Below are 14,677 nucleotides of genomic sequence, written 5' to 3' on the forward strand. Positions count from 1 at the left end.
TCAAAGAGGCCGGCGCAACGCCGGCCTTTTTCGTTAGCAGACATTTCAGGTTCAGGCTCCTCGACGGGTCATGGGTGCGTTAAGCTCGAGGGCACGGATCAAACGCGGTCGCGACAACGGAGCCGACCAGGCCATGACCAGCACCATTCCCGGCTTGTTTCAGGGCACCGAGATGCCGACCGGCGGCTGGTGGGAGGCGTTGTGGCCCGACCCTGCCGGGGTGTTGACGGCGGTGGGAATGAAGCACGGCATGGATGTGGTCGATCTCTGCTGCGGCGACGGCTGGTTCACGCTGCCAATGGCCAGGGTCGTTCGTCAGGTCATCGCCATCGACATCGATGCCGATCTGCTCGAAGTCGCCCGGCGGCGGCTGGCCGACGGAGGCGCGAGCAATTGCGAGTTTGTGGCGGGCGACGCCTATGAGCTTGCCAGGCTGGTGCCCCGGCCCGTCGACTTCGTCTTCATGGCCAACGCTTTCCATGGCGTTCCGGACCGGCCGCGCCTTGCCCGCGCCGTGCGGGCGACGCTTGGCAGGGCCGGTCGTTTTGCCATCGTCAACTGGCACCAGCAGCCGCGCGAGCAGACCACGGTTCTGGGCGAGCCACGCGGACCGAAGACCGAGCTGAGGCTGTCACCCGGACAGACCACCGCGGCGGCGGAAGCAAGCGGGTTCAAGCTCGCCGAACTGACGGATATACCGCCCTACCACTACGGCGCGGTATTCAAACTCGCGACAAATTGAGAATGCCTGGTGTATGCGGTCGTCGCCCGATAGATCTCGCCCGCCGCCCCCTAGCGGCGGGTTCTGCCAGTCTATTTCGCCTGGCGTTCCTTCACGTTCGCATGTTCGTTCGCCGCTTCCGTGTCGGTGGCCGGCGTCTGTGTATCGTGACCTGTGAACGGGCTACCCTGCCCGGGCGCGAGATCGCCGCTATGACCAGCCTTGTTGGTCTGGAAAGGCTGGCTGTCAGGACTGAGACCATGTTGAAGGGCATCGAACAGATGGTCGTCCGCCTTGGCAAGGCCGGTGAAGGCAAGGAGCGATGCACCGGTGGCGGCAAGGATAAGCGCGTGCGTTTTCATGTCTGGACTCCTTTGAGTTAAGGCCAGAACGAGCCGCAGCCATTCTGGCGGCATCAACGAAGGGACAAACATCCCTTTTGCCTTACCCGCCATCGTATGAGGACGTAACGCGCGCTCTGTCCGGTTTATTCCGGCTGAAACACAACGTGATCGACATGCGGCCGATCAGGCGACCGAATAGCCGCCATCGGCGAGCAGGCCGTGGCCGGAGACGAACGAGGCGTCATCGCAAGCAAGGAAGGCCACGACCGTCGCTATCTCTTCCGGCGAGCCAGCCTTTGATGCGCCGCTTCGGCCTGACGTCTGCGCCGCCACCACAGGTGTGATCGTTTCGGAACGGTCCAAGGCCTGTTGAGAATCAGGGCAGGCCGAGCCGGTGCAGGCCTCACCTGAATATCGACAAGTCTCAACTCGCAGCATTGAATCGCAGGATGACGCGGTCATCCTTGTCGGCGATGATGAGCTTGCCGGCGTCGATATGGTACGACGCTGCCTTGGCCAGCGCCTCGAACAGCGCCTTTTCCTCGGCCATGGTCTCGGACGCGCAGGCCTTGAAGGTCGAACCGATGTCACTGATGGTAATCGTCGAACCATCGACTTTGGCGGTAGCGAAATAGACGTTGCAAGGGCCGCTGCCGCCGGCCTTGCCGGCTTCGCTGATCCGGAATGTCGCCCGCGGCTCGGCAATCGATGCCGTCGATATATTCGACCAGCCAGCTTTGGCCGAACACGGAAGCTGTCGCCGGCTCGGCGCTCGGCGCCGCCATTTTCAGCATGATGGTCTGTGGCGCGTCGCTGAGCGGGTCGACCTGGTGGCGCGCACCTGTGACGAACAGCAGCCGGTCGTCGACAGTGATGCGCGCCTGCAGAGCGTAGGTCATATCAGGCCGGATCACCTGCGGATCGAAGCTGATCTCGAACTTGATCGGCACCTGGCCGGCCGGCACCACCTTGCGCTCACCGATGATTGCGGCCGGCGCGTCGGCCAGCGACACGTCGGCAAGCTGCACGGAAAGCACGGCATTAGGCGGCAGGGCGATGCGCTCGCGATACATCACCTCGCCCTTGAGGGTCTTTTCGGCAGCCGCGGAATGATCCGGAACGGCCAGGATGCCGAGGGCCAGCGGCACCAGTCCGAAGATGAAGAACTCGGCGATCCTGTCCAGCATGATCCTGCTCCCCTTCCGGCAAAGGGTTTCGCAGGATTGCGGTCAATGAATGGCTGTCGCGGGATTTATTCGGACGGCGGCTGCTTCCAGCGGCTCGCCGCCTTGTCGTCGGCCTCCTTGGCGTCGACCCAGCCGCCCTCCGAACCGTCGCTATGGTGTTCCTTCTTCCAGAACGGCGCCCGTGATTTCAAATAGTCCATCAGGAAATTCGCGGCCTCGAACGCCGCCTGCCGGTGGGCGGAAGCCGCCACCACCAGCACGATGTTTTCGCCGGGCGCGATCTTGCCGTGGCGATGGATGGCGGTGAGGCCCTGCAGTGGCCAACGCTCGATTGCCTCGCCGGCGATGCGGGAAATCTCGGCTTCGGCCATACCGGGATAATGTTCGAGCTCAAGCGCGGAGAGCCTGCCTTGCTCGTCGCGGCAAAGGCCGGAGAAGGTCACCACAGCGCCGATGTCGTTGCGACCCTGGGTCAGCCTGGCGATCTCGGCGGCGACATCGAAGTCCTCCGCCTGGATGCGCACCACAGGCACCACCGCGGACATGGTTCAGCCACCGGTCATCGGCGGGAACAGCGCGATCTCGCGCGCGCCGGCGATCTTCTCGCGGTGCTCGACATGTTCCTGGTTGATGGCGACGCGGATCACATCAGGATATTGCAGCGCGTTCTCGTATTCCTCGCCGCGTGATTTCAGCCAGCGCAACAGGTCGGCGACGGTTTCAATGCCGTCCGGCAGTTCGACGTCTTCCTCCGGTCTGCCGATCCGCTCGCGCACCCAGGCGAAATAGATGAGCTTGGTCGACATGTTACTCGTCCATGATGTGCTTGAGGCCGGCGCGGAAATAGTCGTAGCCGGTGTAGAGCGTGACCAGGGCTGCGATCCACAGCAGCACCAGCCCGGTCTGGGTGGTCAGTGGAAAGATCTTGTCGCCGGCGGGGCCTGCAAGCAGGAAGGCAATGGCGACCATCTGGATGGTGGTCTTCCATTTGGCCAGTTGCGTCACCGGCACCGAGACCTTCAGGGCCGCCAGATATTCGCGCAGACCCGAGACCAGGATCTCGCGGCACAGGATGATGATCGCCGCCCACAGCGACCAGCCGGCGATGCCGGCATGGCGGTCGGTGTCGGCGGCGAGCAGCAGCAGGCAAGTGGCGACCAGCAGCTTGTCGGCGATCGGGTCGAGCATCTTGCCGATATTGGAGGTCTGCTGCCAGGCGCGCGCCAGATAGCCGTCGAAGTAATCGGTGATCGAGGCGAGCAGGAAAATGATGAGCGCCGACCAGCGGGCGAAGTCGCTCGATTTCAGATGCCCTTCCAGGAAGAAGCACAGCACGACCAACGGCACCGCCAGAATGCGGGCATAGGTGAGCATGTTAGGCAGGTTGAACGCGCGCTGGGCCATGTTTGGGAACTCTTTCTGCCTGCTTAGTCAAATCAGAAGCGAATGTGGGGGGTCAACAGGCCAGAATCGATTAGCCAGCCGAAATATCGGCAATAGATCTTAGCTCTCGTGAAAATGATTGTAGACCAATTTCGCCACCTGCTCGGAAATGCCGTCAACCTTGACCAGATCCTCAACGGCGGCGCGGCTGACCGCCTTGGCCGTGCCGAAATGCATCAGCAGCGCGCGCTTGCGGCCGGGGCCGATGCCGCTGATCTCGTCGAGCGGGCTCTTGACCATCTCCTTCTTGCGGCGGGCGCGGTGCGAACCGATGGCGAAGCGATGGACCTCGTCGCGCAGCCGCTGGACGAAATAGAGCACCGGATCGCGTACGGGCAGCGAGAATGAGTCCCTGCCCTTGACGAAGAAGCGTTCGCGGCCGGCGTCACGGTCCTGACCCTTGGCGATGCCGATGGCCACGACGCGGTTCTCGATGCCGAGATCGGACAGGATCTTGCGCACCGCCGTCATCTGGCCTTGGCCGCCGTCGATGAGGATGACGTCGGGCCAGGCCGGAAAGCCGCCGGCGTCCTCGACATCGTCGCCCGGTCCGGTAGCGCTCGCCTCGTCCGCACTCTCGGTTTGCGGGGCATCGCCATGTTCCTTCAACAGCCGCGAGAAGCGCCGCTGCATCACCTCGCGCATCATGCCGAAATCGTCGCCCGGCGTGATCTCGGTCGAGCGGATGTTGAACTTTCGATACTGGTTCTTCACAAACCCTTCCGGCCCGGCGACGACCATGGCGCCGACGGCGTTGGTGCCCATGATGTGCGAGTTATCATAGACCTCGATGCGCACCGGCGGCTTTTCCAGGCCGAAGGTCTCGGCAAAGCCGGTGAGCAGCCGCGCCTGGGTCGAGGTCTCGGCGAGCCGTCGGCCGAGCGCTTCGCGCGCGTTCTGCAGCGCGTTGTCGGTCAGGTCCTTCTTCTCGCCGCGCTGCGGCACCGAGATCGACACCTTGCGGCCGGCGCGCGTGGAGAGCGCCTCCGCCAGCAATTCCTGGTCCTCGACGCCATACGACAACAGGATGGTGCGTGGCGTCGGCTTGTCGTCGTAGAACTGCGCCAGGAACGAACCCAGCACCTCGCCAGCTTCGAGCGCCGGATCGGCCTTGGGAAAATAGGCGCGGTTGCCCCAGTTCTGGCCGGTGCGGAAGAAGAACACCTGGATGCAGACCTGGCCGCCCTCCTGATGAATGGCGAAGACGTCGGCCTCGTCGACAGTCTGCGGATTGATGCCTTGATGGCTCTGCACATGCGACAGCGCCGCCAGCCGGTCGCGATAGATGGCGGCGCGTTCGAAATCGAGGTTCTCCGAAGCCTGCTGCATGGCGGCGGAGATCTCCGTCTTCACCTTCTGGCTGCGGCCGGAGAGAAAATCCTTCGCCTCGGCGACAAGCCTTGCATAGTCGCCATGCGAGATCTCGCCGGTGCACGGGCCGGCACAGCGCTTGATCTGGAACAAAAGGCAAGGCCGGGTGCGGTTCTCGTAGAAGGAGTTGGTGCAGCTCCTGAGCAGGAAGGCGCGCTGCAGCGAATTGATGGTGCGGCCGACGGCGCCGGCTGAGGCAAAGGGGCCGAAATAGTCGCCCTTGCGCGAGCGCGCGCCGCGATGCTTGTAGATGCCGGGGGAGACATGGTCGCCGGTCAACAGGATATAGGGAAACGACTTGTCGTCGCGCATCAGCACGTTGAAGCGCGGCCGCAAGCGCTTGATGAGGTTGGCTTCAAGCAGCAGCGCTTCGATCTCGGTGCGGGTGACGACGAACTCCATCGTCGACGTCTCGCGCACCATGCGGCCGATGCGGCTGGTGTGGAACCGACCTTGCGCGTAGTTGGTGACCCGCTTCTTCAGGCTGCGTGCCTTGCCGACATAGAGCACGTCGCCGGCGGCATTCATCATGCGGTAGACGCCGGGCGCGTTGGGCAGCCGCTTGACCAGCGTCTGGATCACCTCGGCGCCGACCATGCCGTCGGCATCGCCGGCATGCGGCGTCCAGTCGATGGCGGTGAAGGTGACGTCCGGACCAGCGGCTGCAGGCTCGACGACCTCCTCGGCTGCCTCGTCCTCGAGGTCGATTTCGGGCGGCAGGTCGTCGGCGCCGCCGCGCGTTTTTTGTTTCTGGTCCATGGGGCTCATTCCGTCATGCCTGTCACATCGGGCGTCTGCCATGCAAGATGCTGGCCGCCGTCAAGCGCGATCATCTGGCCGGTGACCGAGCGTGCCGCCCAGAGGTAACGGATGGTGTCACCGAATTCGGGCAATTCCGGGCCGCGCTTCAGGATCAGGCCGGCAATCTGCGCGTCGAAATCGCTGTCGTGCTGGCGCGTGTTCTTCAAGGTCGGGCCCGGACCGATGGCGTTGACGCGGATGCGGGGACCCAGCGCCTGCGCCATCATCTCGGTCGCTGCCCACAAGGTCGACTTCGACAGCGCATAGGAGAAATAACGCGGCGTCGGCCGCCAGACGCGCTGGTCGATCATGTTGACGATCAACCCCTCACTGCTCTGCGGCAAGGCCCGGGCGAAAGTCTGCGCCAACAGAGCCGGCGCCTTGACATGCACGGCGAAATGGCGATCCCAGGCCGGCCAGTCGAAATCGTCAACACTGTCGTGCTCGAACAGCGAGGCGTTGTTGACCAGCAGCGACACCGGTCCGAGCGCCGCCGCCGCGCGGCCGACAAGGTTGCCGACGGCGTCCATGTCGGTCAGGTCGGCAGCAACCACAGCGGCCCTGCCGTCTCGACCAAAATGACCACTGTTGATCCCGGCCGCCAGTGCCTCCGCCTCGGCCAGCGAGCGATTACAGTGAATGGCGACGGCAAAACCGTGCGCAGCAAGATCCTCGACGATCGCCCTGCCGATCCGCTTCGCCCCGCCTGTCACCAGTGCCGTCGCGGCGACCTTGCTCATCTGTCAATCCTCAATCTGATGCCGATTCCGACCTGCCGGGACCGGGCCGGCAAAATATGGCCTGCCAAGTGTTAAATCCCATTTCCACCTGGGGCAGGATTGTGGCAAAGTGGCCCGGTCGGCATTCTGGCTCGACCGGAATCCGGGCCAGCCCGACCGCAATATAGGGCGCGGGAGCCCTTGCACCAAGCCGTGTGCAGTGCAGCACGGCGAACCTGCTGACATCTCGCTGTTGCGAAGATGCAACGTCAAGGTTCTGCCTCATTCGTGCCAGGGAATGACCCAAGTTCAGGTTCGCTTCAGCCGCATTTCGACACGACATTTGGAACCGTTGAACGCCGGATCCGTTTCACCCCCCGGACGGGTTGAGGGCGCTCATGAAAAAACAAGCCTGTGTCCTGTGGCTTAAGGAGTAAAGAACAATGCAAGCCAATCTTAAATTTGCGCGACCGCTCGCGGTGGCGTTTGGGCTGTTCGCCCTCGGCGGAACCGCCTATGCCGCGGACGTGGTTCAGGAAGAGCCGCCGGCACCTGCCCCGATCGCCGAACTTCCGGTCGCATCCTGGGCCGGCCCCTATGCCGGTGTGAGCGTCGGCTACGGCTTCGCCGGCCATGCCGATGCCAAAACCGTTGGTGTCGACATCGATACCAAGGGCTTCGTCGGCGGCGTCTTCGGCGGCTACAACTGGCAGCAGGAGAACTTCGTCTACGGTGCCGAAGCCGATATCGGCTATAACGGCGTCAAGGGCGACGATGCCGGCATCGAGGCCAAGGGCGGCGTCGAAGGCTCGCTGCGCGCTCGCCTCGGCTACGCTGTTACCCCGGAAATCCTGCTCTACGGCACCGCCGGTGGCGCGCTGAAGAACCAGAAGGTGGAAGCCGCCGGCTTCAGCGACACCAACACCATGCTCGGCTGGACGGCCGGCGTCGGCACCGACATCAAGATCACCGACAATGTGTTCGGCCGTGTCGAGTACCGCTACACCGATTTCGGCGACAAGAACTTCGACGGTATCGGCAAGGTCAAGTCGACCGACAATCGCGTCACTTTCGGCGTCGGTATGAAGTTCTAAGTCGTCCAAGCCACGACACGAAAAAGCCGGGCCTCGCGCCCGGCTTTTTTTGTGCCCGGTGCCCATCCTGTCGGCATGGGCACGCGTGATCTCGAGGTCAGCGTTGAGCCAGCATCCGGTCGACCAGGACCAGAACTTCGGCTGCTGCGATGAAACCGAGGGCGATAGTGGCGCCATTCGACATGACTGCGACCCAGCCATTGGCGGACACATCTATGAACGGGTAAGCGTATTTCCCTTCAGCGACACCACGAGCCAGGGCATAAGCGAGATAGGCCAGGGGATAGAGCGCCCATAGAAGCGGATCGCGCCACGAGAGCCTCCCCTTTCGCGTGAATAGAAGCCAGAACAATAAGACAAGGACAGGATTGAGTTGGTGGAGCAGAAAGTTTGCTTCGGCGGTCGCGCCAGCCAAAGTGCGCAGCCCTTGGAGCAACACCGCGAAAATCACCCCGACCAGGGCCATCACGGCAGCCGTCCACGCCACCAGCGTTGGATGGTCGAAACGCTCCCCGAGGAGCGCTATGGCTGCGAATACAATGGCGACAAGACCGTTGGTCAGGATCGTGAAATATCCCACCAACACCCACAGCGAGCCAAGCATCGATGCACCGCCCTTGATCAAGGTGCTGAGTTCAAGGCCAATGCCAGTGCACGCGGATAGACAAATGATCAGGGCAAACAAGCGCTGTATCAAATCGCCCTCCCCCACCGGCTTACGTTTGAGAAAGCGACGATAAGACTGGGCGGAACGTCTGTCGACCAAAATGCCCCCAAGACCAACCTTCCAGCCTCGCCGGCCCGGCTCACTCCCAGCATGTCGAAATTGGCCGTTGCGCCTCCCCCGCCAGGAATCCGCTAAAGCGCGTCGCGTTCGACCGGCGGCATGCGACGCGCCTTAGGTTCCTGTTTTATGCATGTCGTTATCACAAAACCGCTGCACACTTTTGCGCGACATGCATTAGGGGAAGATCGGTAGCTTCGCCATCCCCGCCCTCAAGCCGGGATGCCGGGCTTCAGCTCCGGGAATTTCTCGTCGAAGCGTGCCGCCCAGCGCGTCAGCCGGCCGCGGCCCTTTTCCCATTTTCCGGCGAAGCGCAGCGAGAGATAGCCGAGGCAAGCGCGCAGCGCGATCTGGCCGACAGTGATTTTCTTCGGCAGCTTCGGCGGGTTGGCGTTGAGCAGATCGAGCGCGGCCGAAATCTTGCTCCACTGGCGCTCGAGCCAAGGCTGGTAGACCATCTCTTCGGGCCGCGTGCGCCGCTCATAGACCATCGACAGCGCGCAGTCGCAGATGCCGTCGGCCAACGCCTCCAGCACCTCCGCCTCGAGGCGCTTGTCGGGATTACGCGGAAACAATGCGTTCTTCGACATCCGGTTGAGATGCTGGGTGATGGCGCGGCTGTCGTGGACCGAGCGGCCGTCGTCGAGCACCAGCACCGGGATCTTGCCGAGCGGATTGGCGCCGATCAGCGCGGCCGGCTTTTCCTCGGTCTTTATCGGCACGAGATCGACCGCAATGCCGGCATGAAGTGCTGCCATGCGCACCTTGGAACTGTAGGGAGAAGTAGACGCGTAGAGCAGTCTGGGCATTGTCGATTCCTGTTTACCGGCTACAGACTCCATATGTCCTGTTGGACGCGCAAGAGGACGCGGTAGCATTGTGACTTCGCGCATGACCCTCACCGAAAATCGATTCCGATTGGGGCTCGTGCGTGGGCACTGTTGACCGATCATGCTGGCTTCATCAACGGCCAGAGGCGGAAAACCGCGCCGCCAGCGCGCAGCCATTGTCTCGACTTCAATCTGGATGCGATGAGCCGGAGGTGCGGCGGCAGAAGCGAGCAGGTCGGACAATCCAAATCCGATCAGCTACCAACTCGGCCTTGCACCGAAGGTTGGTCTTTGGCAGCCACGAAAATCCCACCGGACTTCGCCGCGTGGCGAAGTCCTGGGAGCTGCGAAAAGACATCTTCCTCCCGCCTCTTTCTCGTCCTGCCCGACCGTCAGCTAGCAAGCGAGGCGCCTGTCCGGCATCCCGCCCTGGCTGTCTTGAGTACTGTCCCCGGCGATCGGAGAGCGGCGACTACTTCTTGGCCTTCGCCTTTGCGGGCGCTGCCTTCGGCTTGGCCGCGGGCGCTGCTTTCTTCACTGCTGCGGAAGATTTTGCAGCGGCGGCCTTTGCCGGTGCTGCCTTCTTCGCAGCGGGTTTCGCAGCGGCCTTTGCAGCCGGCTTCTTGGCCGGTGCCGCCTTCTTTGCCGGTGCAGCCTTGGCCTTGGCCGGTGCTGCTTTTGCCTTGGCAGGTGCTGCTTTCTTCACGGCTGGTTTTGCCGCCGCCTTGGCGGCCGGCTTTTTCGCCGGCGCTGCTTTTGCCTTAGGCGCAGCGGCCTTCGCTTTGGCAGCGGGTGCTGCTTTCTTCACAGCAGTTGCGGCCTTTGCCGCCGCTGCTTTTACTGGTGCTTTCTTTGCCGGTGCCTTGGATGCCGGCGCTTTGGATGACTGCTTAGCCATATCATGCCCCTTCCGTTGTGCCGACGGCCGTTATTGACCCGGCGCGCAATGCATATCTGACTCGCGGCTTGCTAGCCAGCGAAGCATTAGAATGATTTCTGCAGCTTAAGTTTCGGTTACGGCGAGCGCGCGACCATTTTACCGGTGCAAAAATCGGCGGCGAATCTTTGTGTCGCGCAGCGAAGTTCTGCGACAGAAATTCTGCTCGCTCTATCTCGACCGGTCTTCGCGTCAAGCTCAGGACCTTTTCGACCAGCTCTGCGCTTCAACGTCCGACGCTCAGCGCGAACATTGTCAAGGGCGAAGGCGGTCGCCCGCCTCGTCTTGTCCGAAACGATAAACTACAGGTAAGTACGAAGCAACGCGACGAGCACGCCGCTGCACTATCTTGCACGACGCGATGAAAGTAAGCAGATAGCTCGCATTTCTGAAAGACAGGATATCCCTCGATAGATCCGGTCGAGCCGATCTCGTAATCGAAACGCTCGGCCGTTCAGGCGCCGAGCGGCTCGCGCCGCTTCTGCAGCCGGCGCGAAGGCTCGGCCCTGTGGAGATGGACGGCGAAGGTATCCCATGGCGGCGTGACGGAAATCTGCGCCAGGATGCGCCCCGCTTCACCGCGATGATAGACGCCGTGCAGTACGACGTGGGTCAGCATTTCCTGTCGCGACATCAATGCCTTATCCCCGTCGGTGAACACGAATGCGACGGGCTCGGAGAGCTGTTGCGACGAAACGGTTTCGAGATAATCGAGATACCACCGATCGGTCGCCGCGACTGCGGCACGAAGTTCGTCGAGGGCCGGCGTGTCCTCGATGTTGTCGGCGGAGTAGCCATGGCTTGCACCAACCAGGTGGGCTGAGAATATCCGCGACACCACATGGCTGTGATCGATGAGCCGTATCACGGCCTGCCGTTCCTTGCCGTGAACGGGCGGGTCGAGACTGACGAGCCTTTCCAGCAGTTCGTCATTTGCCCAGGCCTGATAGGCAAACAGGCTGCGAAGCAGGGCGTGCGCACTCATGGTCGGTGTCCTTTTCTGGAAATGCGAGTATGTTGTTCATATTTTCAGGAGAATGGGCGGGCGTGTCTACTCGCATTGCAAAACCGTATCCGCGCATGCGCAAGCAGCCGCGCCAGGCGCGTTCCAGGGCGACCGTCGAGGCGATCGTCGCGGCGGGGGCTCATGTTCTGAGCGGGCTGGGCTGGGCCGGCTTCACCACCAACAAGGTGGCCGAGACTGCGGGCGTGAGCATCGGCACGCTCTACCAGTATTTTCCCGACAAGCTTTCCCTGCTCGAAGCCGTCCGGCGCCGTCACTTCGATCATGTGCTGTCGGTCATTCGCGATTCGGCAGAAGACCAAAAGCCGCTCAGGAAATTCGCGCAGGAACTGGTGCACGGCATGATCGCGGCGCACAGCATTCACCCGACGCTGCACCAGGTGCTGCTCGACGAGGCGCCGGGCGATCGCGGCTCCAGGGCCGGCCACGCTTCGTTCCAGACACAATATCTCAACCACTACGCGACCGCCGTCGCCGCCTATCGCAAGCCAAGGAAAGGCGCCGACATGGAGACCGTCGCGCGCGTGCTGTCGTCGGCGATCGAAGGTGTGATCCATAACGCGGCACGCCGGAACATGCTCGCCGCGCCGGAGCTGCAAAAGCAACTCGTCGAACTGATCTGCGCCTACCTATCGGGCGCGGGCCGCATCGGTCGATAGCGCAGGGCACGGCGGAAGTCGGGGATTTCTGTACGTCGGATTCAAACCCGGCTCATGAGATGCGGCAAGGCCGATGCCAGCAATGCCGCACCTGATGCGGCCAAGAGCGTGAGGACGATCTTTCGAAACGTTGTTTCGCTGATGCCGATGTAGAGTCTCGCGCCAAGGAGTGTCGGTATCAACATCGCCGGCGCGACGGTGGCAAACATCGGCAGCATTTCGAGCTTGATCTTTCCGGTCGCAAGATAGGCGGCCATCGTCATGGAGAGGGTCACAAGGTTGAAATTCTGGATGACAATGCGCTGCCTGTCCTTTTCCCATTGCCGCAGCACGCACCACAACGTTGGAACCGGGCCGGTGAAGCCGCCAAGCCCGCCCATGATGCCGCCAACCAGACCTATTGCACCGTCTGCAACAGGCCCCCCGAGCGTGATGGGAGGGAGGCGACGGGCAAAAAGCATCAAGGGACACCAAACGACCAGCAGCGCGCCGAAGATCAACTTGAACAAGTGCACATCCAGCAGGGGCAGGATGGCGACACCGACCGGAATTCCTATGGTCCCGCCGATCAGGAATGGCAGCAGAAGCTTGAGGTCGAAACCCCGGCGGACGGTGACGGCGGCGATGATTTGGCCGGTGAGCGCCCCAAAGACCGCCATGGCAGCAGCAAGCTGGGGCTCCACGGTCCAAACCCAAAACGACATGGCAACCAGGCTGAAAGCGAACCCGGACAGCCCTTGGACGAAACCTGCAACGACCGCCCCAATTGCAACAATATAAACAAGCGAATCCATGTAGTGCTGTTTCCCCGCAAAGTGATCGATGTGGCCGGTTGGCGTTGACCTGCATGGAAATCTACGATTTTCGCAACCTCCGTCCGACCTTGAGCGCCGGACAGTCCACACACCAGAGAGGTATGAATGCCCCCCTTGCCGAGCTTGGCATTTGTCACATGGTTTTCGGCTGACCCCAGATCAGCCGCGGCTTTCTATGCGAATTTCGGAATTGTCTTCAGGCAAGAGCAGCACGGCTCCGGTCCGATACATTTCGCGTTCCAAGGTCAAGGGCTCGCGATCGAACTCTATCCGGCAAACGAAGGAACGACGGCGGAAGGAGCGGGAACGATGATCGGCTTCGAGGTCACCGACGCGGACGAAGCGGCTTCTGCCGCGAAGGCCAATGGTTTTGGAATCATTGCGGATGTCAAGGCGACGGCTATGGGCAGGCGTGTGATCGTCCGCGATCCTGACGGCCCTCAGGTGTTTCTTTTCTCGACCACCTAAGTGACGCAACAATCCATCGGGAATCGGAAGGCACTGGTTCAGCGCAGGACGCGGCAGCGGCCGTTGTAGACCATCCAGCGGTCGAAGCCCGAGACGCAGAATTCGACATTGTCGCCTATCGAGGCAAAGCCTTGGCCTTCCTCGATCAGATACCAGATGGTGCGGGCGTGGCCGTCGGAGAGGCTGACGGTGGCGCCGCAATAATGGCGGCCGATTGGCCAGGTGTCGTCGGCCGGCAGATAGCGATGCTGGTGGATGCGCTGGAAGTCGACGATCTGCACATCCGGCAGATGCGGCACGTGATGCACCTGATACGAGAAGCGGTCGGTGATTTTGTTCAGCACCCAGGCCTCGCCGCAGACGCCGCTGTCCTCATCGGTATAGATTGCAAGGTCGGCGGCCTGCACCGCCTGAGTAACGCCGAGAGGCGCAGCCAGCGGCATGCAAACGGCGAGCAGTGCGGCAAGGGCGGATTGGGCGAAGCGAGTCATGGCAGCCTCTCAAGGTCGACTGCGCGCACTGTGCGGATTCGCTGACGCGCGGTCAAGCGGTTGTAGTGACGATGGTTACGGTGACGATGGTTGCGCTGAGGGAACGGCAAGGACCGCACCTCAAACTACTCTCCCGCCAGCCAGTCCAGCGTCCAATGCGATGGCTGCTCGACAGCAAGCAGCCGGTGCAGCGCCGGCAGCAGCGTCCGCAACTCGCCCTCCAGGGTGAAGGGCGGATTGACCATCACCATGCCGCAGCCGTCGAGGCTCGGCTCGACCGAGGCCGGCCTGATCTCAAAGCCGACGTCGAGCAGCCTGGGAATGCCCGTTTGCTTCAGCGCCTTTCGGAAGGCGGCGACCGCCTTGCGGTCCTTGAGCGGATACCACAGCGCGTAAATGCCGCCTGGCCAGCGCCGATGGGCTCTTTGCAGCCCGTCGACCAAGCGACCGAACTCGCCCTCTTCCTCGAAAGGCGGATCGATGAGCACGAGGCCGCGCTTCTCCTTTGGCGGCAGATGCGCGCCGAGCGCCAGCCAGCCGTCGAGCTCGATCACCCGGGTCTGGAAGTCACCGTCGAACAGCGCCTTCAGCCTGGCAGCATCCTTAGGGTGCAGCTCGACCGCCGACAGCCGGTCCTGCTTGCGCAGCAGGTGCCGGGCGATCAGCGGCGAACCCGGGTATTTTTTCACGCCGCCGTCCGGATTGAGCGAACGGACGGCTCCAAGATACGGTGCTAGCAATGCCGCCGCCGGGGCGTCGAGGGGGGGGGGGCCGCACCCCCCCGCGAGCCCGCCCCCCAGGGCCCCGGAGTTTGGGGGGGGGGGGGGGCGCGCGCGGGGGGCGGGAGGGGGGGGGGGGGGGGGGGGGGCGCGGCCGGGGGGGGGGGGGGGGGGGGGGGGGGGGGGGGGGGGGGGGGGGGTGTTGGGGGGGGGTGGGGGGGGGGTGGGGGTGGGGGGTGGGGGGGGGGGGGGGGGGGGGGGGGGGGGGGG

Annotated in this window: 19 protein-coding genes and 1 pseudogene; 5 read left to right on the forward strand and 15 right to left on the reverse strand. The window is 62.9% G+C overall.

The window, feature by feature from the left end:
• Positions 1-133 precede the first annotated feature (133 nt).
• Positions 134-742 carry a class I SAM-dependent methyltransferase gene (locus NKI22_RS22465; protein WP_352814866.1) on the forward strand — a complete coding sequence of 203 codons (609 nt, stop codon included), beginning with the start codon at positions 134-136 and terminating at the stop codon, positions 740-742.
• Positions 743-813: 71 nt separating this feature from the next.
• Here NKI22_RS22465 and NKI22_RS22470 read toward each other — a convergent pair whose 3' ends face one another.
• The 9 genes from NKI22_RS22470 to NKI22_RS22510 form a co-directional block, all read right to left on the reverse strand.
• Positions 814-1,083: a hypothetical protein gene (locus tag NKI22_RS22470; RefSeq protein ID WP_023719785.1), complete on the reverse strand. Its 270-nt coding sequence runs from the start codon at positions 1,081-1,083 to the stop codon at positions 814-816.
• A gap of 165 nt (positions 1,084-1,248) precedes the next feature.
• Entirely contained in the window at positions 1,249-1,428 is a 180-nt protein-coding gene (locus NKI22_RS22475) for an SDR family oxidoreductase (protein ID WP_352814864.1), read from the reverse strand.
• Positions 1,429-1,489: 61 nt separating this feature from the next.
• The gene (locus tag NKI22_RS22480) at positions 1,490-1,771 is read right to left on the reverse strand and encodes an META domain-containing protein (protein ID WP_352958901.1); all 282 of its coding nucleotides are present in this window, start codon (positions 1,769-1,771) and stop codon (positions 1,490-1,492) included.
• Positions 1,653-2,252, reverse strand: coding sequence for a YbaY family lipoprotein (locus NKI22_RS22485; protein WP_352850292.1), 600 nt, complete (start codon positions 2,250-2,252; stop codon positions 1,653-1,655). Before NKI22_RS22485 ends, NKI22_RS22480 begins: the two co-directional genes overlap by 119 nt.
• A 65-nt stretch (positions 2,253-2,317) precedes the next feature.
• Entirely contained in the window at positions 2,318-2,797 is a 480-nt protein-coding gene (locus NKI22_RS22490) for a molybdenum cofactor biosynthesis protein MoaE (protein WP_352495588.1), read from the reverse strand.
• A 3-nt stretch (positions 2,798-2,800) separates the two neighbouring features.
• Positions 2,801-3,058, reverse strand: coding sequence for a molybdopterin converting factor subunit 1 (gene moaD / locus NKI22_RS22495; protein WP_352495589.1), 258 nt, complete (start codon positions 3,056-3,058; stop codon positions 2,801-2,803).
• Position 3,059: 1 nt separating this feature from the next.
• Complete coding sequence (pgsA, locus tag NKI22_RS22500) at positions 3,060-3,656, reverse strand: CDP-diacylglycerol--glycerol-3-phosphate 3-phosphatidyltransferase (protein WP_127316551.1); 597 nt, start codon at positions 3,654-3,656, stop codon at positions 3,060-3,062.
• Positions 3,657-3,755: 99 nt separating this feature from the next.
• Positions 3,756-5,834: an excinuclease ABC subunit UvrC gene (gene uvrC / locus NKI22_RS22505; protein ID WP_352495590.1), complete on the reverse strand. Its 2,079-nt coding sequence runs from the start codon at positions 5,832-5,834 to the stop codon at positions 3,756-3,758.
• The gene (locus tag NKI22_RS22510; RefSeq protein WP_023719796.1) at positions 5,831-6,607 is read right to left on the reverse strand and encodes an SDR family oxidoreductase; all 777 of its coding nucleotides are present in this window, start codon (positions 6,605-6,607) and stop codon (positions 5,831-5,833) included. The genes uvrC and NKI22_RS22510 overlap by 4 nt, the downstream gene beginning before the upstream one ends.
• 422 nt (positions 6,608-7,029) lie before the next feature.
• Between NKI22_RS22510 and NKI22_RS22515 the strand changes: the two genes are divergently transcribed.
• Positions 7,030-7,680 (forward strand): outer membrane protein, encoded by a 651-nt coding sequence (locus tag NKI22_RS22515; protein WP_023719797.1) that lies wholly within the window; start codon positions 7,030-7,032, stop codon positions 7,678-7,680.
• A 97-nt stretch (positions 7,681-7,777) separates the two neighbouring features.
• Here NKI22_RS22515 and NKI22_RS22520 read toward each other — a convergent pair whose 3' ends face one another.
• Complete coding sequence (locus tag NKI22_RS22520) at positions 7,778-8,446, reverse strand: Pr6Pr family membrane protein (RefSeq protein ID WP_156948090.1); 669 nt, start codon at positions 8,444-8,446, stop codon at positions 7,778-7,780.
• A 230-nt stretch (positions 8,447-8,676) separates the two neighbouring features.
• The gene (locus NKI22_RS22525; RefSeq protein WP_023719799.1) at positions 8,677-9,273 is read right to left on the reverse strand and encodes a glutathione S-transferase family protein; all 597 of its coding nucleotides are present in this window, start codon (positions 9,271-9,273) and stop codon (positions 8,677-8,679) included.
• A gap of 533 nt (positions 9,274-9,806) precedes the next feature.
• On the opposite strand from NKI22_RS22525, the gene NKI22_RS22530 reads away from it, so the two are divergent.
• A complete protein-coding gene (locus NKI22_RS22530) occupies positions 9,807-10,229 on the forward strand; it encodes a hypothetical protein (protein WP_210164499.1) in 423 nt (140 codons plus the stop codon).
• 456 nt (positions 10,230-10,685) lie between these two features.
• Here NKI22_RS22530 and NKI22_RS22535 read toward each other — a convergent pair whose 3' ends face one another.
• The gene (locus NKI22_RS22535; protein WP_352814860.1) at positions 10,686-11,216 is read right to left on the reverse strand and encodes a DinB family protein; all 531 of its coding nucleotides are present in this window, start codon (positions 11,214-11,216) and stop codon (positions 10,686-10,688) included.
• A gap of 62 nt (positions 11,217-11,278) precedes the next feature.
• On the opposite strand from NKI22_RS22535, the gene NKI22_RS22540 reads away from it, so the two are divergent.
• Positions 11,279-11,914, forward strand: a complete 636-nt coding sequence (locus NKI22_RS22540) for a TetR/AcrR family transcriptional regulator (protein WP_502897711.1) — start codon at positions 11,279-11,281, stop codon at positions 11,912-11,914.
• A 41-nt stretch (positions 11,915-11,955) separates the two neighbouring features.
• Here NKI22_RS22540 and NKI22_RS22545 read toward each other — a convergent pair whose 3' ends face one another.
• A complete protein-coding gene (locus NKI22_RS22545) occupies positions 11,956-12,708 on the reverse strand; it encodes a sulfite exporter TauE/SafE family protein (protein ID WP_352814858.1) in 753 nt (250 codons plus the stop codon).
• A gap of 126 nt (positions 12,709-12,834) precedes the next feature.
• Between NKI22_RS22545 and NKI22_RS22550 the strand changes: the two genes are divergently transcribed.
• On the forward strand, positions 12,835-13,197 hold the full coding sequence (locus NKI22_RS22550; protein WP_352958899.1) for a VOC family protein: 363 nt from the start codon (positions 12,835-12,837) through the stop codon (positions 13,195-13,197).
• A gap of 38 nt (positions 13,198-13,235) precedes the next feature.
• Here the strand turns inward: NKI22_RS22550 and NKI22_RS22555 are convergent, their stop codons facing one another.
• Together NKI22_RS22555 and NKI22_RS22560 are read right to left on the reverse strand one after the other, a co-directional pair.
• Positions 13,236-13,688 carry a hypothetical protein gene (locus NKI22_RS22555; RefSeq protein ID WP_352814857.1) on the reverse strand — a complete coding sequence of 151 codons (453 nt, stop codon included), beginning with the start codon at positions 13,686-13,688 and terminating at the stop codon, positions 13,236-13,238.
• A gap of 125 nt (positions 13,689-13,813) precedes the next feature.
• Positions 13,814-14,482: pseudogene (locus NKI22_RS22560) on the reverse strand (23S rRNA (adenine(2030)-N(6))-methyltransferase RlmJ); the annotation flags it as partial.
• Positions 14,483-14,677 lie beyond the last annotated feature (195 nt).

Source organism: Mesorhizobium sp. M0778 (genome assembly GCF_040320105.1).
Taxonomy (GTDB): domain Bacteria; phylum Pseudomonadota; class Alphaproteobacteria; order Rhizobiales; family Rhizobiaceae; genus Mesorhizobium.